Source organism: Methylocystis rosea SV97, from assembly GCF_000372845.1.
GTDB classification, from domain to species: domain Bacteria; phylum Pseudomonadota; class Alphaproteobacteria; order Rhizobiales; family Beijerinckiaceae; genus Methylocystis; species Methylocystis rosea.
The window spans coordinates 923,487-942,026 of sequence record NZ_KB889963.1; the positions used below are offsets into that span (position 1 = coordinate 923,487).

The following is an 18,540-nucleotide window of genomic DNA, read 5'->3' on the forward strand; positions in this document are numbered from 1 at the left end:
CTTCGAATGCTTGCTCACATACAAGGCGCGCTTGATAGGAAGGAGGTCAACGTCCTTCGCGAGGCGATGGCGCAGGCGGCGTGGGAGGACGGCGCCTCCACCGCCGGGGCGAACGCCGGCGAAGCGAAGCGCAACGAGCAACTCCCGCCTGACTCTGAAATCTCGCGCGCGCTCGGCAAGCGGCTGCTCTCGTCGCTCCTCGCCAATGCCGCTTTCGTTTCAACGGCTGTCCCGCTGCGCATCTATCCGCCGTTGTTCAACCGCTACGGCGTCGGCGACCACTTCGATCCGCATGTCGACAATGCGATACGCGGCGACGCCCTGACCGGCGCGCGTATCCGCGTTGACCTCGCCGCGACTGTGCTTCTTTCTGATCCCGGCGAATATGAGGGCGGCGAACTGATCGTTGAAGACATCTATGGTTCAAGGCGCTTCAAGCCGCCGGCTGGCGACCTCATTCTTTATTCGGCCGGCAGTCTGCATATGGTGACCCCCGTCACCAGCGGCCTACGTCTCGCCTCATTTTTGTGGCTGCAAAGCATGATCCGCGCCGACGAGGCGCGCAGCCTCGTTTGCGATCTCGACGAATCGATACAAGAGCTCGCGCCGCGCGTGGGCGCGGACGATCCGGATCTGCGCAAGCTGGTGACCGTGTACCACAATCTCATCCGCTACTGGGGAGAAGCATAGCGCTGATGCTTATTTGCATACCCGAAGTTCTTTCCAAGCAGCAGGTGGCCTTTTTTCGCGCGGCCATGGACCGGGCGGCGTGGGAGGACGGCCGAGCCACCGCTGGTTCGCAGTCCTCTCTGGTGAAGAACAATCTTCAACTGCCGCAAGCCGGCGACGTCGCGCGCGAACTTGGCGAACATGTGCTTGAGGCGCTTGCGCAGTCGTCGATGTTCGTCTCGGCGGCGTTGCCGCACAAGATTTTTCCGCCGCTCTTCAATCGCTATGGCGTTGGGCACGACTTCGGATTGCACGTCGATAATGCGATCCGCGGCATTCCCGGAACGCCGATTCGCATTCGCACGGATCTTTCTTGCACGTTGTTCCTCTCGGAGGCGGACGAGTACGATGGCGGTGAATTAGTGATTGAGGATCGGGTCGGACAGCAGGAAGTGAAACTTCCCGCAGGCGATCTCGTGCTTTATCCTTCAACGAGTCTTCATCTTGTCAAAGGCGTCACGCGTGGCGAGCGCATCGCCTCGTTTTTTTGGATGCAGAGCATGATTCGAGACAATGTGGCGCGCGCTTTGCTCTTCGATCTCGACCAGGCCATCCAATCCCTGACGACTCGGCTGGGCGCCGGCGATCCTGCCTGCGTCAAAATGTCGGGCGTTTATCACAATCTGATCCGAACATGGGCTGAAGCATGAAACGTTCTTTGCAGTTTCTCGTGATCTCAATCATCGCGCTTCTCGCTGCGCAGAGCGTCGCAGCCGCACCAGGGTCGCCAGCGCTCGACGCAGCGATAGCGGCCACTAAACCGCATGATCTTTCTGTGTGGACGATGTTCGTCAACGCCGACATCGTCGTGAAGATCGTGATGATCGGCTTGTTGTTGGCGTCCGTCGCGACATGGACGATCCTCATCGCCAAAACGATCGAATTGAAACGGTCGCGCGAGCGCGTGACGACGGCGATACGCCGCCTCTCCGAGGCGCGCGGCCTCTCCGAGGCGCGACTGGCGCTTGGCGGCGGCGACCGTTTGACGCAGGCGCTGCTTGGCGAGGCGACGCGGGAATTGAAGCTTTCGTCCGATATTCTTGCGGCGCCGGGCGTCAAGGAGCGCATTGCAGCGTGCTTCGCCGAAATCGAACGCGCCGAAGCGCTTTCGATCAAGCGCGGCACCGGACTGCTCGCCTCCGTCGGATCGACGGGCCCCTTCATCGGACTGTTCGGCACCGTCTGGGGCATCATGAACAGCTTCATCGGCATTTCCAAAGCGCAGACCACCAATCTGGCCGTCGTCGCGCCCGGCATCGCCGAAGCGCTGCTCGCGACGGCGATCGGCCTCTTCGCCGCCATCCCGGCGGTGCTCATCTACAATCATCTTGCGCGCCAGGCGACGTCCTATCTGGAACTCGTCTCTAATCTCGCCGGCGAGTTGCTTCGCATCGTCTCGCGCGACCTCGATCGCGCCGGACAAGCCTCCACAAACAAGATTCATGCGGCGGAGTAGATCATGGCCGTTCATCTCAAAAGCGATCTTCAGGAAACGCACGAAATCAACGTCACGCCGTTTATCGACGTGATGCTCGTGCTGCTCATCATCTTCATGGTGGCGGCCCCCCTCGCCACTGTCGATCTTCCGGTCGATCTACCGGCTTCCAACGCCGCGCCGCATGAAAAACCCGACAAGCCGATTTACGTGACGATCCAGGGCGACCTCGCGCTCGCCCTGGGCGAGACGCCCGTCAAACGCAACGATCTCGTTTCGGCACTCGACGGGCTCCTGGGCGACAAGTCGAAACGCATCTTTTTGCGAGCCGACACCAGCGTGCCCTATGGCGAGATGATGGCGATCTTGGAGCGTCTGCGCGCTGGCGGTTATCTGCGCGTGGCGCTCGTCGCGCTCGACGCCGGCGGCAAGGAGCAGGCCCCGCAATGAGCGCCGCCGCCGCTCTCCAGAAGCCGCAGTCGAACGGCAAGCTTTGGGGCGCCGCAGTCGCCCTGGCGCTGTTTCTGCACGTCGGCGGCGCCGTCGCCGCGCTGGTGACCTTACGGGGCGACTTCGACGAGGACGCGTCCGGCGCTCCAGCGATTGAATTGTCTCTCGAGCCCGCCGCGCCGCGAGACGCCGAGGCCGCGGATCTGCCGCCTGGACCGCTCTCTGACGAAGCGGCCGCCGCTGCGCCTTCCGTCGCCGCATCAGAGGCGAAGGAGACGAACGAAGAGCGGATCACCCACGCCGAGTCGGAAGACGCCGAGTTCACGCACAACGTTCGTCCGGAGAAGCCGATCGAGGAGGAGAAGAAACATCAGGCGCAGCCGGTCGTCTCGGCCGAGTCTGCCGCCTCCGAGGCGACTGCGCCGCCCAAGTCCGACGCCGACCGGCAATCCGACAGGCCCATGGCGCCTGTTCAAGGGGCTGACGCCGTCGCCAACGCCGTGAAGCTGACGTGGCAAAAGGCCTTGCTCTCGCATCTCAACCGACACAAGCGCTATCCAGCCGCCGCCGGTCGTCGATCCGCCGAAGCGAGCGTTTCGTTCACGCTCGACAGGCACGGCCATGTCGTCAGCTACAGCATCAAGCGTTCTGCGGGACATCCACTCTTCGACGACGCTGCGCTCGCGATGATGAAGCGGGCCGACCCCGTTCCGCCGCCGCCGCCGGTGATCGCAGACGAGGGGCTGACCTTCGAAGTGCCCGTGCAATTTCGCATTGGCAAGAAATAGCTGCGGCTGGATCGAACGGCGGCGGTTCGAGAGCCGGAGGCTTCCGACCCGCCGCTAAGAAAAATCCAGCTGCGACTGAACCTTGTGAAGGTTAGTTTGGGGTTCTCCACAGCGCTTATTTGCGGCTAAGCTTTTCTATTCCTTAAAATATTTGGAGCATGGTCGGAACAGATTTTCGAATCGGCGCTTCATTCCCCGTGTGGAGAGCTGCTCATGCCGCCACATGAAAACCGAGCGAGACTGACAGAGACGACCATGAGAGGAAATCGACACCTACGCGATGCTGTTGATGCGGAGCCGAGCGTGAAGCGGCTCGGTGAGCAGCTTAGGCGCCAATTTTCCGATATTGCTTCGGAGCCGCTGCCTGACGACATGCTGGCCCTTCTGGAAGAGCTTAACCAGATAAGCGCGGTCGAGTGACGCGCAGAGAGATTTCTCGAATCTCAGCGCATCTTTTTCGGACGATCCCCGAAGTCCAGTTTGATCAGGAGATCTTTGAGGTCCTCTGGCGCCGGCCTCATGATCAAGTCGAGATATAAAAGTGAGAAGCGCCTTCCGAGCGCCTCGCTTATGGAGCGCCGAAGCAGCGCTCTCTTGCCCTGTCTAAGAGCGAGCTTCGAAGACGCGGCAGTCATGGCGAACGCGCCTCCTGCTTGAACAGCGACTGCCAAGCAGAGAGTTCATCGCGCATGTGCTTGCGCGCGGGCATACGTTCGGCTGATCGATCCGAAAAGCGGAACGCGCCGCCGCCACGGGAAGCGTGCGATTTGCCGCGTTTCGGTCGATATTCGACGGTGAACGGGCGAACAGTTTTCTTCATCGACAGACCTTCGTCTTGGGAGAGCGTCTATAAAACCTCGGGGCCAAGCCAGATGTTCCGGCGCTCTAAAGGCTGGACGCAATTTCGCGAACATTGCTCGCGCGCGGTTTGACCGCATTTCAAAATGAAAACGCCGGCGAAGGTATCTCGCCGGCGTCTTGCAATGATGGGCTGGAGTTAGTGGCGCGACATCCAGCTGTCGACCTGTTCCTTGGCCTTGTCCTTGGCGACGCCGTAGCGCTCCTGGATCATGCCTTCGAGCTGCTCGCGGTTCCCGTTGATGCGCGTAATGTCATCGTCGGTGAGCTTGCCCCACTGCTCCTTCACGTTTCCGGTGAACTTCTTCCAGTTGCCTTCGATCATGTCCCAGTTCATGAATTCCTCCTGGTCAGAAGGCGGCCGCAGTCGCGGCGATGCCTTTGGAAAGCCGAGCCCGGGCCTAGCTTTCACGAGCATTAGAACTTTTCACCGGCCTAGATGTTCCCTGTCGACTTCCGCTCCCGCTATAAATTAGCAGTCTAGCCCATGTCTGGAGCGATCGCTTCTCGCTCGCCAAGCTTGAGAGTTCTGGCCTGTGCCTGCGCTATATTGAAAGGGTCGCGCACGCACATAGGAAGCGGCGCCACCGCATCTCGATTTCACGGTCGCGGCCGCGTCCTCGCCAAAGGCGACAAATTGCGTCAACCCGTCATCGTGAGGCGCTTGAGCAGCGCGTCACGCGCCTCGACGATGCGACGGTATTGTTCGTCGCTGCCGCCTGCATCGGGATGTGCGGTCTTGGCCAACTGACGGAAGGCGGCGTTGATCTCGGACAGATTGAGCAGGCCCTCGAATGGCAGCCCGAGAATTTCCCGATGATCATGGTCATCGTCGATATCCATCCGAAACAATAGCGTGCGGCGCTTTTCTCGCGCCTCGAGACGCAGATCGAGCTGATCCTCTTGCCATCGCTGGCGCGACATAACCAGACATTCGCCAAAGGCGATCCGGCCCAGCGTTTCAAGTTCGTCAAGACTGAAGGGCCCCACGACGCCATAGGGCGGCGCCAGAGACGCCTTCCTGCCGGTCTCGTCATGCTGGATATCGCCGATGGTCGCCATATCCAATATTCCCATCGAGCCGTTCCAGACGACCCATTCCTCTTTGTCCGCCATACGGAGCGCTCATGCGTGACCCGACCCCGCGCTTCGCCTTTTTTGAACAAAAGCGTTCACGAGAGCTGTACTGAGAGCCATGCATGTTCAGAGCCAAAGGCGCATGCTGCGTGAGAAGCCGAGCCGCGGCGTCGACAAACGCATGATGTCTACTTCCGCGCCGCCCGCGGGCTTGGCTTGAGCCTTGCATGTTAGGGGCTAACGGGAGCAGGACTCGGTGCTTGACGCTACACAGACACGCAGCCTCACGACAGAGAAGGACCTCGAACATCCGATCGAGGCGGTTTGGCGCGCGATGACAGATTCGGAGTGGCTGGCCGTTTGGTTCTTTCCAAATGACGTTGAGCCGGTTGTCGGCCACAAGTTCACGATCTGGAGCCGCCCGATCGAGCGTTGGGACGGCGAGTTCAAGTGCCAGGTTCTCGCTGTGGAGCCCGGTCGTATGTTGCGTTTCAGCTGGTCGGGCGGTGATGACGAGCTGAAGGGTTTTGGCCGATACATCGACACGACAGTTACGTGGACGATCTCGCAGCTGCCGGATGGCGGCACGCATTTTGTTTTTATGCAGGAAGGAATCGACGCTGCCCCTACGGCGGACGCGGTCTACGACGTCATGCTCAAAGGCTCGCAGAGCGTGTTGAACTCTCTTGCCAAAAGACTCCCTGACCTCATCGAACACGGCGCCTGAAACGCCGCGCTTGCCCGAGCTTATCGGAGCGGCGACCAGGCGAGCTCAGAGCAACATGTCAGCCACATTCTCAGATTCGACGAGCGAGCCTAACGCGCCCATCACACCCGCCGTCGACGACGACACATGCGTCGCGGCCGCGCCGCTCGACTTTTCCGGCGCATCGCTCTTCTTTCCGGAGAATTTTGCAGGATCAACGCTTCGCACGGATGCGCCGATAGGTTCGCCGCAATCAGCGGCGGAAGTCGCGGCGCTCTCGGATGCTTTATGCGCGAAGATTTCGCCCGTTTCTTTTGGCGACCACGTGTTTTTGCGTCCCTCCGAGTCCGATGCCTGGCGTGCCGCCGTCGAAATGGTTCGGCGCTACCATCGCCTCGTCGGTCGCCCCAAGCGCCGACGGTTCATTGTCTGCGTCGGGCCTGCTGATGCAACGGCCAGTCTTCCGCCCGGCCTTGAGGGCGACGACGAGATCGTCACTCTCCGAACCGACGATCATGCCGCATTGCAGGCGGAAGTCGATGTGAGGACCGCGGCAATTCTGATCGCGCCGGTTAGGACGCAAGCCGGTTTTGAGGTCGTCTCAGGAAGCGTCCTCGCCAGACTGCGCGAGACCGCAGACGAATATGGGCTCATACTCGGTTTCGACGAAACCTTTTGCGGCCTCGGCCGCTCAGGCATGCTTTGGGCGCACGAATGGACCGGCGTCACCCCGGACCTGATGGTCGCCCGTCATTCGCCTGCGGACGCCCCGCCGCTGGCTGCGCTCGTCGTTACGCAAAGACTGGCGCGAGGGGCGCTCGGCGGCTCGACGCTCGCTGACGGGGCCGCGCTTCTAGCCGGGCACGCCCTTGTCGACGCTCTCTCGACGCCAGGCTTTCAGGAGCGCGTGCAGAACCGAAGCTGGTATCTCGAAGACCAGCTGTCCGCGTTGTTTTATCGGCGTCGTGCAGCCTTTACGGCGCTGGATGGCCTTGGCCTGATGCAGGCGCTAACGCTCGCGGGAGACGCGGAGCCCATGCGCGCGAAATTGGCCGTGCAGGGGCTCCTCACGCGCGCGATGGGGTCGGTTCTGGGTTTATTTCCGCCGCTCTCAGTTGAGGAAAGCGACATCGATGCGGCGGTATCCTGCATCGAAATCGTTTGCGCGCAGGAGGAACGATGAGCGCGCGAGGCGTTTGCTTCCGCCTCACTGACGCATTCCCTCAAATCGCGGACCGTTCAACATCATGATCGAGATAAATTCGGCTGATCCAAATTTGCGAGTCATCGGGCGAGACCCTGTTCCCCCCGCGCTGCGGCGATTCATCTGGGACATTCAGTCCATGGTCGAACTTGCCGAAAGCGAGCGGGAGATTTTGCTGATCGGCCGCGATCTCATGGCCCGACTCTTTACGACTGATGATTGGCTGCCAACGGTCTTCGCCGTCCCAAATCCCGCCGGAGGCCAGCAATTCCAGATTTATCGCGACGGGCTAGATCGCTTTTCCGTCGTGAGCACAATTCTGTCGGGCGGCGCCTGTGTGACAATCTCTCAGCCTTCGGTTTGGGAGATTGCGGGCGTGTTGCGCGGCGCAATCAACCGCCAGCAACTCGATGGTTCTCCGACGAACAGCGCGCAGGCCGGCGCGTCCCGTCTATTGCAAGCGAGCGCCGTGGAAGCCGCCCGGTCGACCGCGAGCGGGGAGGTCTTCGAGCTTCGCAACGCGCTGGATGATCAAACATCCATCATTTTCCATGTTTGTGGGGGCGACATCGGCCGGATCAGCCGCCGATCTGGCGCATCAGGCGGAAGCGGCGACGCGCCGCCATTGGGCTACGCCAATTCGGACAACGATCCTCCCTACGATATCTTTTCAATTTAGAACGAGATCCGGGATTGAGGCGGGAACTCTGAAGGTTCTCGCCATCGGTGCTCTCTAGACGCTGCAACGCACGGTGGCCACGCGCGTCAGATTTAATCCTTGCAGAGAGGGCAATTTCTATGAGGGATCGAAATATTCGATTTTTTGGCCTGGATCTCTATTCGGGCAGGGGATTTCCTTGAACAGCACTTCGGCGAAGGCCTTCAGGCCGGTGTTCGTGCGCAGAGACAGGCGATTGGGGTCGGACGTCCAGCTTTGATAAGTGACGATCCCACGGGTGATGCTGATCACCGTGTACTTTTCCGAGTTGATTTCGCCGCCCTTCGTTCGATAGCACTTCCCGGGCAGAACGCTTTCTTCCTTCATCGGCATGGATGCTCACCCTGCATCTTGGCGCTGCGTGCATGGCCGTTGAGCAAGTTCCAGACCATATAGCGTTTCCGCGCGAACGTTCGCTGCAACCATCGACGTTCGAAACCGTGTGGGCGAATCAAAAGCCGGTCGCATCCTCCGGGGCGATGCGGATCGCCATCCCGTCGAAAATGTCATCGAACCTGATTTGACAGGCGAGACGCGAATTGAGTTTGCGATGGCTGGCTGTCGCAAGCATCCGGTTTTCTCCGGGTCCAGAGTCGGCCATTTCAATCCCCTGAGGCAAGGTGAGATAGACATGGCAGGTCGCACAAGCGCAACTGCCGCCGCATTGCGCGACCAGCTCTTCGACGCCGGCGCGCCGGATCAATTTCATCAGCGAGACGCCATTCTTGCCGGTGATTTCCTGTCTGGCGCCGTCTCTGGTTTCAAGAGTGAACGTGGCCATCTTTCTCCATCCGCCCGAAGTCGTCAGCGATATTTTTCCTTTTCGGAGGGAGCGCGGAGCGCGTCACGATCCCAAATTCAGCGATGCAAAATCAGGGCTAACCGCGTGGCGACTATCCGCAGGACCCTCTCGCCCGATGAGCGTCGTCGCAAGGCCTGCCGACTGGGCGGCGTCCAATTCCTCCGCATCGCCCGACAGCGTCAGCACCGATCCTGAAGGCAAATCGAGACGCTCACAGATCGCACGGTAGGAGGCGGGTTCGATTTTCTGACCGATGGACGTGTCGAAGAACTCCTCGAACAAGCCTGTGAGGTCGCCCGAGGCGCTGTGGCTCAGCAAGAGTTGCTGCGCCAATCTCGAATTGGACGAGTAAACAAACAGGCGACGGCCCGATGAGACCCATGATTTCAGCGATTCCGCAACGTCGGGATAAAGCTCGCCTTTGATCGCGCCTGCCTCAAAACTCTCGCGCCAGATCAGGCCCTGGATCGTCTTCAGCGGGGTCGCCTTGCGGTTCTGCTTCATCCAGCGCAGCAACAGCGCTTCGGCTTCCTCGAGCTTCAAGTCGAATCCGCCAAGGAGACGCCCCGTTTCCTCCAAGGCGTCTTCCACATCCGGGTCAGAGGCATGTTCCGCGATGAAGGCGCCAAGCCGCGCCTCCGCGAGCGGCATGAGAGTCCCGGTCGCGAAAGCCATCGGAACGGCGGCGCCTTCGAGCTCGATCAGGACGGCGCGCACCGGTTCACTCATCGCGGCTCCGTTTGGTGTAGAATTGTCGCAGCCGTGGCGCCGGCCGCCTGTGCTTCAGCCGCTCCCAAAGTTGGCTCTGGCAAGCATCATATGTGCCGTATCCTCCCGCGCGAGGCTCCAAGGCGATCGTGTCGCTCCCTGCGCCACATCGACGAGGAGCGAACCCAGCGGGGCAGAGCGACGTGTTTGCGGCGTCGGCGATAGCGAGACGATTGTTCGGAGGCCCCACAATGGCTGCAAGCGCGGACGAGTTGAAAGCGGTCACGGGCGGCACGCTGCAACATTACAATCAGCGCGCCGAGTGGTTCTGGGAGGGAACGCGCAGCCACGACGTCACACAAAATATCGCGGCGATGCTCAGCCACATTCGCGGCGAGCCTCCTTTCACCTTGCTCGATTTCGGTTGCGGGCCAGGACGCGATTTGAAGGCGCTCGCCGAACTCGGCCATGTCGTGATCGGGCTTGATGGAGCGCCGCGCTTCGTCGAAATGGCGCGCATTCACAGCGGTTGCGAGGTGTGGCTGCAGGATTTTCTCGCGCTCGATTTGCCTGAACGCCACTTTGACGGAGTCTTCGCCAATGCGTCGCTGTTTCATGTGCCGCGCAGCGAATTGCCACGCATCCTGCGCGCGCTCCACGCCTCTCTGAAGCCCGGAGGCATTCTGTTCAGCTCCATTCCGCATGGCGCGGATCAAGAAGGATGGAGCAATGGACGCTATGGCGTGTTTCACGCCCCTGAAAGCTGGCGCGCTTTCGGGTCGGCGGCCGGCTTCGGCGAGGTCGAGCACTATTACAGGCCCAGCGGGGCGCCGCCGGGCGAACAGCCATGGCTGGCGAGCGTATGGCGGCGCGAATAGGCGGCGTCGGATGCGGGAAGCGAGTCACGTCTCGCGCAGAGCCGCCGCGAGCGCATCGGGTTCGACGATCGGCAGCGAGCAGACCATTCCCCGGCAGACATAGGCCGTGGCGCGATCGCCCAGCAAGGTTTTGCCGAAAGCCGGATGCACGCGAGGCAGCGCGGCGCCCGGCGCGATGACGCTCAAAACCCGACCGGGCCGACTGACGCCGTAAATCACGCGCTTCAGCGCCGCCGTATCCGCGGCGTCTGTTTCGCCAATCACGACGATCTGCAACGCCTCTCGCAGCATTTCGATGCCGTTCAGCAATGACGAAAAACCAAGAACGCGCTCGCGAATTGTTCCGGCAAAGTCCTTCGCGATCGCCTCGGCGCGTTCGCGGTAGATGCTCTCGCCCGTCAGATAATAGAGCTGCGCCAGCACCTGCAGCATCATGCCATTGCCGGAGGGAAGGGGGGAGTCCTCGGCGATTTTCACGCGCGCGATCAGCGTATCAGCGTCGTCGGCGGCATAAAAATAGCCGCCAGTTCGATCGCGATAATGATGCTCCACATGCTCGACCCAGCGTCGCCCGCATTCGAGATAGGACGGCGCGCCGGTGGCTTCGTAGAGCGCCAGCGCCGCTCGGCACATTGCGCCGTAGTCGTCGAGGACGGCCATATGACGTGGGCGCCCGCATCGCCAGGAATGGAGCAGACGACCATCGTCCGTCGTCATCGCGCTCTTGACGAAATCGAAGGCTTCGATGGCGATATCGAGCCAGTCCCCACGTTCAAACACGCATGCCGCCTTCGCGATGGCCGCGATCGTCAATCCATTCCAATCCGCCAGGACCTTATCGTCGCACCCCGGCCTGACGCGGCGCTCGCGCACCAAGAACAAGGCGGCGCGGTCTCGCGCCAGCGCCGCCTCGGTCTCCTCATCCAGCAGCTCGATTGAGCCGAGGCGATTGAGGACGGACTTGCCGTGTTCCCAGTTGCCTTCGCGGCTGACGCCATAGGCGCGTTCGAAGAACGGCGCGCGCGCGCCCAGCGCTTCCCGTACTTCTGCTTCGCTCCAACTGTAGAACTTGCCTTCTTCGCCTTCGCTGTCGGCGTCGAGACTGCTGGCGAACCCGCCGCCTGGCGCGCGCATCTCGCGCGTCATCCACTCGATCGTCTCTGTCACGCGCAGGCGATACAGTTCGCGACGTTCGTCTTGCCAGACCTCCGTCAGCAGTTCGACCAGCTGCGCGTTGTCGTAGAGCATCTTTTCAAAATGCGGCACCAGCCATCGATTGTCGGTCGAGTAGCGTGCAAAGCCGCCGCCCAAATGATCGTAGACGCCGCCCTGCGAAATATGATCGAGCGTCAAAACGACGGCTTGCCGCAATGAGTCGCGGCCCGTTCGCTTCCAGGCCCTCCAGAGAAAGTCGAGGCTGGTCGCCTGCGGGAATTTTGGCGCCGCCCCGAAGCCGCCGTCGACGTGGTCGAGCCGTTGCTCCAACTGCGCGCAAATGCTCTCGACGAGGTCTGGAGAGACCGGCTCTCCGGGAGTCGTTTCGGACAGGCTGGCCAGTCCTGCGCTGAGCTCGGCGACATTATGTTCGATCGCATTGGCGCGCGTGCGCCAAAGTTCCGCGATGGTTTTTAGAAGCTCGGCGAAGCCGGGTCTCCCGCCCTGCGCAGAAGGGGGGAAATATGTTCCGCCCCAGAAGGGCTGGCCCTCCGGCGTCAGAAACATTGTCAAAGGCCAACCGCCGCGCTGACCCATCATCATCAAAGCTTGCTGATACAGATAGTCGACGTCTGGCCGCTCTTCGCGATCCACCTTCACATTGATGAAAAATTCGTTCATCAACGCCGCGATTTTAGGGTCCTCGAATGATTCATGGGCCATCACATGGCACCAATGACAGGCGGCGTAGCCAGAGGAGAGCAATATCGGTTTGCCCGTCTGCTTGGCGAGCGCGAGCATGTCCGCGGTCCATGCCTGCCAGTGCACCGGGTTGTGCTGGTGCTGTAACAAATAGGGGCTGGTCTCTTGACCGAGCCGGTTGCTCTCGACGCTCATGGAGCCGTCCTCCCTGTGCGGATTACATACGGCTGCCGGACGTCAAGCGCCATTCGCTGCTGGCGGATTTCGCCGATGCGCCGCAGGCGAGAAAACTCGCGGGGCGCAAAGAGCAGAGGGGCGGCTGGGAAGAGGCGTTTCCGGGGAGAGAGTCGCGCGCGGCGCTTGGGTCCGCCTTGATGGTTCGCTGGCGCCGCGCGATGGTTAATGTGGGGCGGCTTCGTTGCTCGGGAGCACGTCGCGGATGCGCTTGCCTTCCACCCAGACGAAAGCCCCGTCGGGTTCGGCGCATGCGATGTCCTGTTCGGCGATCAGCTTGTCGCAGAGCATGATGCAAATGGCGTCGATCGGCGCGTCTCTGTCGTTTTCCTCGGTCATGCGGTCGATCGAGATTTCACCCATCTCCTCGTCGTCGACCAAATGGATAATAAACACTTCCTCATGGCCGGGAGAGCCATGCGCGTTCACCCGGAAGGTTTCCCCCTTGTAGCGGAATTCGCGTATCATTCCTGGCCCTTTTTTCATTTGCTTGGTTGTGTCCGCGATTGCGCGCCTCTTGGCGTTCGGCGGCTCCCGCGTGCCCGGCGCGCACGCAAACTGCGTGCCATTTGTGCGTCGTGGACCTTGGTTTTGTACGAACATGCACTGAATTGCTTTTGAAGGAGGCAAGAGGCGCTTGGGAGATCGGAAAAGCGCCATGCCGGCCCGTCCTCGTCGAGCGTCATTTCCGTCTCCTACTCAGCCGTCTCGATAGCGAGCGCAAAAAAATCTCGCCAGGCGTTTTGCGAATGAGGTCCACGACAACTTCCATATTGGCTCAGTGATTGCTTTGAGCCGACCATGAACACTTCGCGCGCCGACGCTGACGTCGTGAACTTCGGCGAACTCGACCCAAAGACCAACGAACTCCTGCAGCAGGGCGTCGTCGCCTATCGTACTGACCGTGAGAAGGCCGACAGCCTGTTCAAGCAGGCCTTGGCGCTGACGCCGCAGGAGCTGGCGCCCTATTACTGCCTCTACAAAATCCACACCTACATGGGCAGTCTCGACTACGCCGCTGACGTCGCCGCGCAAGGCATGAAGGAGGCCACGCGTCAGGCGGGTTGGCCAAGCGATCCTATGGCGTGGCCGGCGACGGCCGAGGCGCATGACGGGCCGGCGCGCTTCGCCCTCTATACGCTGAAGGCGCTAAGCTTCATCGAATTGAAGCGCGGTCGCAACGAAACCGCAAAGGAATATCTCGATATCCTCTCCCGCGCCGATCCGCAGGGCAGCGTCGGCTGGAAGGTGATCGAGGAATTGGCGCAGGGCAGCGTGTGATCGATGCGCGTGACACGGCCATGTCGTAACCCCAACAAAACTCCGCGCGAATGTCACGCTTCGGCCGATATCGCGCCGCGCTTGTCGCAAAACCGACATTGCGCGCTGCGCTTGGGCGACGGGGCGTTGCTTTGCGTGGTTCTTGCATAAAACAAACTATGAACCGCGTGAGACGATCGGAATCGATCCTCGCATGTGCGAACGGAAACCGTGGCTTCGTGCTAACGGCGGCTGTTCGAGGAAGGCGGCCATGGACGACGTAGCCACTTCACGCTCTATGCTCACAGAAGGCATGGCGGCAAAATCGCCGCGGGCGAGACCCCCGTCCGCCGATACGGCGCTGCTCGGCATTTATGAAATCTCAAAAATCCTGACCGCGCCGGCCCGCCTCGAGCAGACGCTGGGCAATGTCGTCGCCGTGCTCAGCTCCTTCCTCGACATGAAATTGGGGATGATCACGATCCTCGATCAGCAGGGCAATCCGGAGATCGTCGCGACCTCGGGTTGGACCAGCCGCGACGGCAGCAAGCCGATTGACACGCTGCCGGCCAAGGTGATCGACCGGCTTGTCGCCACCGCCATGCCCGTCATTGTCGAGGACGTGTCCCGCGACGCTTTGTTCGCGACGGCCGCGGAGACGATCACCCGGGCGGTCGGCGCGAAAGTCTCCTTCCTCGCCGTGGCGATCAAGAGCGATAGCCGCGTCGTCGGGACGTTGTCGATCAATCGCTCGTCAGAAGATTGGATCTCCTACGCTTTCGACGCCGATCTGCGTTTATTGACGATGATCGCCAATCTGATCGGCCAAACGGTGAAGCTGCACCGCATGTTTTCGGCCGACCGGCAGCGGTTGCTGAACGAATGCAGCACGCTGGAGAAGGCGCTGGTCTCCTGCCTGCCGAAGGAGATTCGTGGAGAGCGGCCCGACGTCGCCGGCATCATCGGCGAGAGCCCGGCGATCATGGAAGTGCTCGACACCATCGCCATCGTCGCGAAGTCCAATTCGACCGTGCTGCTGCGCGGCGAGAGCGGCACAGGCAAGGAGCTTTTTGCACGCGCGGTGCACGACCTGTCGCGCCGCAGCGCCAAGCCCTTCGTCAAGCTGAACTGCGCCGCGCTGCCGGAAAGCGTTCTTGAATCGGAGCTGTTCGGTCATGAACGCGGCGCCTTCACGGGCGCTGTCGCACAGCGTGCGGGTCGCTTCGAACTGGCCAACGGCGGCACGCTGCTGCTCGACGAAATCGGCGAAATATCGCCCGCCTTCCAGGCGAAGCTGCTGCGTGTGCTGCAGGAAGGCGAATTCGAGCGGGTTGGCGGTTCCAAGACCTTGAAAGTCAACGTCCGTTTCGTTTTCGCCACCAACAAAAATCTCGAAGAGGCCGTTGAGAAGGGCGAGTTCCGCGCCGACCTCTATTACCGCATCAGCGTCGTGCCGGTGTTTCTGCCGCCGTTGCGCGAGCGGCCTGGCGACGTTTCGCTGTTGGCGCAGAATTTCATTGAGACGTTCAACAGCGAAAACGATCAAAAGCACGAACTCTCGGCGAGCGCCATTGAGACGCTGCAACGCTGCTACTTCCCGGGCAACGTGCGCGAACTGGAAAATTGCGTGCGCCGCACGGCGACTTTGGCGCGCGACGAAACCATCGTCGATCACGATTTCGCCTGCGCCTCCGGCAAATGTCTCTCGGCCTTGCTATGGACCAGCAGCGCCAGCGGCGCCTATCCGCATGCGCATCCCGAACCGGCCGGCATGCGCGCCCCCGCTCCGCCTGAGGAGATCGGATCGGCGAGCCGCGGCGCGGCTGCGTCGGTTCCGACCTTCGTCAAGGAGAACTCGTCGCCGCTGGACGCCGCCGGGGCGGAGGAGAGCGACGGTTTCGCATCCTCCCGCAAGATGATCGATCGCGAGCGCCTCATCGAAGGCATGGAGAAGGCCGCCTGGGTCCAGGCCAAGGCTGCCCGTCTGCTCGGTCTGTCGCTGCGCCAGGTCAATTATGCGCTGAAGAAATACAACATAGAAATAAAGCGCATCTGACCGTATCCGGCGATTGTCGCTTTTAGAACATTTGTTCAGTTCATGCGGCCAAGCGGGCTGTTCGTTCCACCCGAAGGGGGTGAGCGAACGCGCCTGGAAGCGAACGGACTAAACCGGGCGGACGGTCCAAACCGACCTTGGCCCGCGAGTTTTCAGGCGGCACGCGATCGTCGGCTTTCGTTCCGCGGCTTGCCGCTGGCGGCAAACAGGCGTGGTTTGCGACTGGCATGCGATTTGAAAGGAGGGGAAAAGCTTGCAGTGAATCCATGAGGAATCGCGACATGGCGTACAAAATCATCGCCTCACAATGCACAGTGTGCGGCGCTTGCGAATTCGAATGTCCGAATGCGGCGATCCGCCTCAAGAACGACATGTACATCATCGACCCGAAGAAATGCACCGAGTGCGAGGGGCATTTCGACAAGCCGCAGTGTGCGGTCGTGTGCCCTGTCGAAAACACATGCGTGCCGGCCTAGCGCTATAAGTGCGGCCGAGCGGGGCGATGCATCGCATGGATCGCATGGACGCCGTCGACTGGCTTGGAAACTTCCTATCCTGCCGCGATTGTCCTCACGGGGAGATTCGCGAGAAAGGCCTTTGCGATCTCGGCCAGGTTTGCGTGCGCGACCGAAGGGCCCGCCGCATTGACAGGTTCTTCGCCGCGAGTCCGCAAGAAGCTACGAAATATCTCGACCATCCCTATTTTGAACTGCGCGTCGGCGCGGTCAAATATGCGAGCGTCTTTCAGTTGCGCGCGCTGATCGACGACGAGGAGCCGGACGTCAGAGCCATGGTGGCGCAACGTCTGCCGTTGCGTCTCGCTGAAAAATTGATCGGCGACTCCGACCGCAAAGTGCGCATGGCGATGGCCCAGCGAGTCGAGGGCGCGGGCCTCGTGAAGCTGCTCTTCGACGAAGACAGCGGCGTCCGCCTGATTGCCGCGCGTCGCGCGCCGCCCGATATCCTCGCCGGCGCGACCAACGATGACGACTCGCAGGTGCGATGCGAAGCGGCGCGCCGGATCGCCCTCGACAGACTTCCGGCCATGGCGCGCGATCCCGAACCCCGCGTGCGCATGATTATTGCAGAGCGGTTGGCGCCGGCACAATTGGGACTGCTTGTCGCCGACGAAGATTTACGAGTCCGCTTCCTGGTGGCGGAGCGATGCGGGACGGAATTGCTGGCGCGTCTGCGCGACGATCCTGATCCGGAAGTGAGGCGCCTCGTCCAGGCGCGCCTGGACGAAGCGCAACAGTGAACGGAGAGCGAAATGGCGGCGGTGCAAGAGACAGTTGAACAGGTTCGTCGTGTCGGCGCTGATCAATATAAATATGGTTTCATCACCGACATCGAATCCGATCTCGCTCCAAAGGGTCTTTCCGAAGAGGTGATCCGCTTCATTTCTGCGAAGAAGGGCGAGCCCGAATGGATGCTCGAATGGCGGCTGGAGGCCTATCGCCGCTGGCTGACGATGACCGAGCCGAAATGGGCGCGCGTTGACTACCCGGCGATCGATTATCAGGATCTCTATTATTACGCGGCGCCGAAATCGACGGCTGGTCCGAAATCGCTTGACGAAGTGGACCCGGAGTTGCTGCGCACATACGAAAAACTCGGCATTCCGCTGCATGAGCGCGAAATTCTTGCCGGCGTCGAACGGCCGGAGGGCGAAGAGCGCCCGCGCGTCGCGGTCGATGCGGTATTCGACTCGGTCTCCGTCGCAACGACGTTCAAAGAGGAGCTGAAGAAGTCGGGCGTGATCTTCTGCCCGATCTCCGAGGCGCTGCGCGAGCACCCCGAACTGGTGCGCAAATATCTCGGGACCGTGGTGCCGACCTCCGACAACTACTTTGCGACGCTGAACAGCGCGGTGTTTTCGGACGGCTCTTTCGTCTACATCCCGCCGGGCGTGCGCTGCCCGATGGAATTGTCGACCTATTTCCGAATCAACGAAAAAAACACCGGGCAGTTCGAGCGGACGCTCATCATCGCCGACAAAGGTTCCTACGTCAGTTATCTCGAAGGCTGCACCGCGCCCAAGCGCGACGAGAATCAGTTGCACGCGGCGGTGGTCGAACTCGTGACGCTCGACGACGCCGAAATCAAATATTCGACCGTGCAGAATTGGTATCCGGGCGACGAGAACGGCAAGGGCGGAATCTATAATTTCGTCACAAAGCGCGGCGATTGCCGCGGCGCCAATTCGAAGATCAGCTGGACCCAGGTCGAAACCGGTTCGGCGATCACCTGGAAATATCCGAGCTGCGTGTTGCGCGGCGATAATTCGCGCGGCGAATTCTACTCGATCGCGATCTCCAACGGTCGCCAGCAAGTCGACTCCGGCACCAAGATGATCCATCTCGGCAAGGGCACGACGAGCCGCATCATCTCGAAGGGCATTTCGGCCGGCCGCTCGTCAAACGCCTATCGGGGCCTCGTCTCGGCGCATCGCAAGGCGGAGGGCGCCCGCAATTTCACGAATTGCGACTCGCTGCTCATCGGCGACGCCTGCAGCGCGCACACAATCCCCTACATCGAAGCGAAGAACCCGTCCTGCGTGTTCGAACACGAGGCGACGACTTCAAAGATCTCGGAGGACGTCTTGTTCTACTGCATGCAACGTGGCCTATCGCAGGAAGATGCGACCGCGCTGGTGGTCAATGGGTTCGTGCGCGACGTGTTGCAGCAACTGCCGATGGAATTCGCGGTCGAAGCGCAAAAGCTGATCTCGGTCAGTCTCGAAGGCAGCGTCGGCTGACGCCTCGATAGAGTGGGAGTGG

At 61.1% G+C, this 18,540-nt stretch carries 23 protein-coding genes; 15 read left to right on the top strand and 8 right to left on the bottom strand.

What is annotated here, in order from left to right:
* Positions 1-6: 6 nt before the first annotated feature.
* The 6 genes from A3OO_RS0104925 (at position 7) to A3OO_RS24765 (ending at position 3,822) form a co-directional block, all read left to right on the top strand.
* Positions 7-690 (top strand): Fe2+-dependent dioxygenase, encoded by a 684-nt coding sequence (locus tag A3OO_RS0104925; protein ID WP_018406724.1) that lies wholly within the window; start codon positions 7-9, stop codon positions 688-690.
* 5 nt (positions 691-695) lie between these two features.
* Positions 696-1,379, top strand: a complete 684-nt coding sequence (locus A3OO_RS0104930) for a Fe2+-dependent dioxygenase (protein WP_018406725.1) — start codon at positions 696-698, stop codon at positions 1,377-1,379.
* Positions 1,376-2,185 carry a tonB-system energizer ExbB gene (exbB, locus tag A3OO_RS21155; RefSeq protein WP_018406726.1) on the top strand — a complete coding sequence of 270 codons (810 nt, stop codon included), beginning with the start codon at positions 1,376-1,378 and terminating at the stop codon, positions 2,183-2,185. Before A3OO_RS0104930 ends, exbB begins: the two co-directional genes overlap by 4 nt.
* Positions 2,186-2,188: 3 nt before the next feature.
* On the top strand, positions 2,189-2,614 hold the full coding sequence (exbD, locus tag A3OO_RS0104940; RefSeq protein WP_018406727.1) for a TonB system transport protein ExbD: 426 nt from the start codon (positions 2,189-2,191) through the stop codon (positions 2,612-2,614).
* Positions 2,611-3,402 carry an energy transducer TonB gene (locus A3OO_RS0104945; RefSeq protein ID WP_018406728.1) on the top strand — a complete coding sequence of 264 codons (792 nt, stop codon included), beginning with the start codon at positions 2,611-2,613 and terminating at the stop codon, positions 3,400-3,402. The genes exbD and A3OO_RS0104945 overlap by 4 nt, the downstream gene beginning before the upstream one ends.
* A gap of 255 nt (positions 3,403-3,657) precedes the next feature.
* Positions 3,658-3,822, top strand: coding sequence for a NepR family anti-sigma factor (locus A3OO_RS24765; RefSeq protein ID WP_425338972.1), 165 nt, complete (start codon positions 3,658-3,660; stop codon positions 3,820-3,822).
* A 211-nt stretch (positions 3,823-4,033) separates the two neighbouring features.
* Here the strand turns inward: A3OO_RS24765 and A3OO_RS0104960 are convergent, their stop codons facing one another.
* The 3 genes from A3OO_RS0104960 to A3OO_RS0104970 form a co-directional block, all read right to left on the bottom strand.
* A complete protein-coding gene (locus A3OO_RS0104960) occupies positions 4,034-4,222 on the bottom strand; it encodes a hypothetical protein (RefSeq protein WP_018406731.1) in 189 nt (62 codons plus the stop codon).
* A gap of 177 nt (positions 4,223-4,399) precedes the next feature.
* Complete coding sequence (locus tag A3OO_RS0104965) at positions 4,400-4,597, bottom strand: CsbD family protein (RefSeq protein WP_026222698.1); 198 nt, start codon at positions 4,595-4,597, stop codon at positions 4,400-4,402.
* 305 nt (positions 4,598-4,902) lie between these two features.
* Positions 4,903-5,376 (bottom strand): J domain-containing protein, encoded by a 474-nt coding sequence (locus A3OO_RS0104970; protein WP_018406733.1) that lies wholly within the window; start codon positions 5,374-5,376, stop codon positions 4,903-4,905.
* Between the two features lie 217 nt (positions 5,377-5,593).
* Between A3OO_RS0104970 and A3OO_RS0104975 the strand changes: the two genes are divergently transcribed.
* From A3OO_RS0104975 to A3OO_RS0104985, 3 genes are all read left to right on the top strand, one after another.
* Complete coding sequence (locus tag A3OO_RS0104975; protein WP_018406734.1) at positions 5,594-6,064, top strand: SRPBCC family protein; 471 nt, start codon at positions 5,594-5,596, stop codon at positions 6,062-6,064.
* Positions 6,065-6,119: 55 nt separating this feature from the next.
* A complete protein-coding gene (locus tag A3OO_RS0104980) occupies positions 6,120-7,226 on the top strand; it encodes an aminotransferase class III-fold pyridoxal phosphate-dependent enzyme (RefSeq protein ID WP_018406735.1) in 1,107 nt (368 codons plus the stop codon).
* Positions 7,227-7,290: 64 nt separating this feature from the next.
* Complete coding sequence (locus tag A3OO_RS0104985) at positions 7,291-7,926, top strand: cysteine dioxygenase family protein (RefSeq protein WP_018406736.1); 636 nt, start codon at positions 7,291-7,293, stop codon at positions 7,924-7,926.
* Between the two features lie 117 nt (positions 7,927-8,043).
* Here the strand turns inward: A3OO_RS0104985 and A3OO_RS0104990 are convergent, their stop codons facing one another.
* From A3OO_RS0104990 to mtnC, 3 genes are all read right to left on the bottom strand, one after another.
* Complete coding sequence (locus A3OO_RS0104990) at positions 8,044-8,298, bottom strand: hypothetical protein (protein ID WP_014892083.1); 255 nt, start codon at positions 8,296-8,298, stop codon at positions 8,044-8,046.
* A 118-nt stretch (positions 8,299-8,416) separates the two neighbouring features.
* On the bottom strand, positions 8,417-8,746 hold the full coding sequence (locus A3OO_RS0104995; RefSeq protein WP_018406737.1) for a 2Fe-2S iron-sulfur cluster-binding protein: 330 nt from the start codon (positions 8,744-8,746) through the stop codon (positions 8,417-8,419).
* A 63-nt stretch (positions 8,747-8,809) separates the two neighbouring features.
* Positions 8,810-9,496, bottom strand: a complete 687-nt coding sequence (mtnC, locus tag A3OO_RS0105000) for an acireductone synthase (protein ID WP_018406738.1) — start codon at positions 9,494-9,496, stop codon at positions 8,810-8,812.
* Positions 9,497-9,726: 230 nt separating this feature from the next.
* Here mtnC and A3OO_RS0105005 point away from each other — a divergent pair, with 230 nt between their 5' ends.
* The gene (locus A3OO_RS0105005; protein WP_018406739.1) at positions 9,727-10,353 is read left to right on the top strand and encodes a class I SAM-dependent methyltransferase; all 627 of its coding nucleotides are present in this window, start codon (positions 9,727-9,729) and stop codon (positions 10,351-10,353) included.
* Positions 10,354-10,377: 24 nt separating this feature from the next.
* Here A3OO_RS0105005 and A3OO_RS0105010 read toward each other — a convergent pair whose 3' ends face one another.
* Positions 10,378-12,405 carry a thioredoxin domain-containing protein gene (locus A3OO_RS0105010; protein ID WP_026222699.1) on the bottom strand — a complete coding sequence of 676 codons (2,028 nt, stop codon included), beginning with the start codon at positions 12,403-12,405 and terminating at the stop codon, positions 10,378-10,380.
* Positions 12,406-12,609: 204 nt separating this feature from the next.
* Positions 12,610-12,912, bottom strand: a complete 303-nt coding sequence (locus A3OO_RS0105015; protein WP_026222700.1) for a hypothetical protein — start codon at positions 12,910-12,912, stop codon at positions 12,610-12,612.
* A gap of 333 nt (positions 12,913-13,245) precedes the next feature.
* Between A3OO_RS0105015 and A3OO_RS0105020 the strand changes: the two genes are divergently transcribed.
* The 5 genes from A3OO_RS0105020 to sufB all read left to right on the top strand — a co-directional run bounded on the left by A3OO_RS0105020 (position 13,246) and on the right by sufB (position 18,518).
* Positions 13,246-13,725, top strand: a complete 480-nt coding sequence (locus A3OO_RS0105020) for a hypothetical protein (RefSeq protein ID WP_018406742.1) — start codon at positions 13,246-13,248, stop codon at positions 13,723-13,725.
* Between the two features lie 250 nt (positions 13,726-13,975).
* Positions 13,976-15,760 carry a nif-specific transcriptional activator NifA gene (gene nifA / locus A3OO_RS0105025; protein WP_245257107.1) on the top strand — a complete coding sequence of 595 codons (1,785 nt, stop codon included), beginning with the start codon at positions 13,976-13,978 and terminating at the stop codon, positions 15,758-15,760.
* A 281-nt stretch (positions 15,761-16,041) separates the two neighbouring features.
* Positions 16,042-16,236 carry a 4Fe-4S binding protein gene (locus A3OO_RS0105030; RefSeq protein WP_018406744.1) on the top strand — a complete coding sequence of 65 codons (195 nt, stop codon included), beginning with the start codon at positions 16,042-16,044 and terminating at the stop codon, positions 16,234-16,236.
* A 26-nt stretch (positions 16,237-16,262) separates the two neighbouring features.
* Positions 16,263-17,018, top strand: a complete 756-nt coding sequence (locus A3OO_RS0105035) for a 4Fe4S-binding leucine-rich repeat protein (RefSeq protein WP_018406745.1) — start codon at positions 16,263-16,265, stop codon at positions 17,016-17,018.
* A 12-nt stretch (positions 17,019-17,030) separates the two neighbouring features.
* Positions 17,031-18,518 (top strand): Fe-S cluster assembly protein SufB, encoded by a 1,488-nt coding sequence (sufB, locus tag A3OO_RS0105040; protein WP_018406746.1) that lies wholly within the window; start codon positions 17,031-17,033, stop codon positions 18,516-18,518.
* The last annotated feature ends 22 nt before the right edge of the window (positions 18,519-18,540 follow it).

Excerpts from the sequence above, each read along its gene's own strand:
- A3OO_RS0104925 (WP_018406724.1), top strand. The coding sequence starts at position 7 with ATGCTTGCTCACATACAAGGCGCGCTTGATAGGAAGGAGGTCAACGTC.
- A3OO_RS0104930 (WP_018406725.1), top strand. The coding sequence starts at position 696 with ATGCTTATTTGCATACCCGAAGTTCTTTCCAAGCAGCAGGTGGCCTTT.
- exbB (WP_018406726.1), top strand. The coding sequence starts at position 1,376 with ATGAAACGTTCTTTGCAGTTTCTCGTGATCTCAATCATCGCGCTTCTC.
- exbD (WP_018406727.1), top strand. The coding sequence starts at position 2,189 with ATGGCCGTTCATCTCAAAAGCGATCTTCAGGAAACGCACGAAATCAAC.
- A3OO_RS0104945 (WP_018406728.1), top strand. The coding sequence starts at position 2,611 with ATGAGCGCCGCCGCCGCTCTCCAGAAGCCGCAGTCGAACGGCAAGCTT.
- A3OO_RS24765 (WP_425338972.1), top strand. The coding sequence starts at position 3,658 with ATGAGAGGAAATCGACACCTACGCGATGCTGTTGATGCGGAGCCGAGC.
- A3OO_RS0104960 (WP_018406731.1), bottom strand. The coding sequence starts at position 4,222 with ATGAAGAAAACTGTTCGCCCGTTCACCGTCGAATATCGACCGAAACGC.
- A3OO_RS0104965 (WP_026222698.1), bottom strand. The coding sequence starts at position 4,597 with ATGAACTGGGACATGATCGAAGGCAACTGGAAGAAGTTCACCGGAAAC.
- A3OO_RS0104970 (WP_018406733.1), bottom strand. The coding sequence starts at position 5,376 with ATGGCGGACAAAGAGGAATGGGTCGTCTGGAACGGCTCGATGGGAATA.
- A3OO_RS0104980 (WP_018406735.1), top strand. The coding sequence starts at position 6,120 with ATGTCAGCCACATTCTCAGATTCGACGAGCGAGCCTAACGCGCCCATC.
- A3OO_RS0104985 (WP_018406736.1), top strand. The coding sequence starts at position 7,291 with ATGATCGAGATAAATTCGGCTGATCCAAATTTGCGAGTCATCGGGCGA.
- A3OO_RS0104990 (WP_014892083.1), bottom strand. The coding sequence starts at position 8,298 with ATGCCGATGAAGGAAGAAAGCGTTCTGCCCGGGAAGTGCTATCGAACG.
- A3OO_RS0104995 (WP_018406737.1), bottom strand. The coding sequence starts at position 8,746 with ATGGCCACGTTCACTCTTGAAACCAGAGACGGCGCCAGACAGGAAATC.
- mtnC (WP_018406738.1), bottom strand. The coding sequence starts at position 9,496 with ATGAGTGAACCGGTGCGCGCCGTCCTGATCGAGCTCGAAGGCGCCGCC.
- A3OO_RS0105005 (WP_018406739.1), top strand. The coding sequence starts at position 9,727 with ATGGCTGCAAGCGCGGACGAGTTGAAAGCGGTCACGGGCGGCACGCTG.
- A3OO_RS0105010 (WP_026222699.1), bottom strand. The coding sequence starts at position 12,405 with ATGAGCGTCGAGAGCAACCGGCTCGGTCAAGAGACCAGCCCCTATTTG.
- A3OO_RS0105015 (WP_026222700.1), bottom strand. The coding sequence starts at position 12,912 with ATGATACGCGAATTCCGCTACAAGGGGGAAACCTTCCGGGTGAACGCG.
- A3OO_RS0105020 (WP_018406742.1), top strand. The coding sequence starts at position 13,246 with ATGAACACTTCGCGCGCCGACGCTGACGTCGTGAACTTCGGCGAACTC.
- nifA (WP_245257107.1), top strand. The coding sequence starts at position 13,976 with ATGGACGACGTAGCCACTTCACGCTCTATGCTCACAGAAGGCATGGCG.
- A3OO_RS0105030 (WP_018406744.1), top strand. The coding sequence starts at position 16,042 with ATGGCGTACAAAATCATCGCCTCACAATGCACAGTGTGCGGCGCTTGC.
- A3OO_RS0105035 (WP_018406745.1), top strand. The coding sequence starts at position 16,263 with ATGCATCGCATGGATCGCATGGACGCCGTCGACTGGCTTGGAAACTTC.
- sufB (WP_018406746.1), top strand. The coding sequence starts at position 17,031 with ATGGCGGCGGTGCAAGAGACAGTTGAACAGGTTCGTCGTGTCGGCGCT.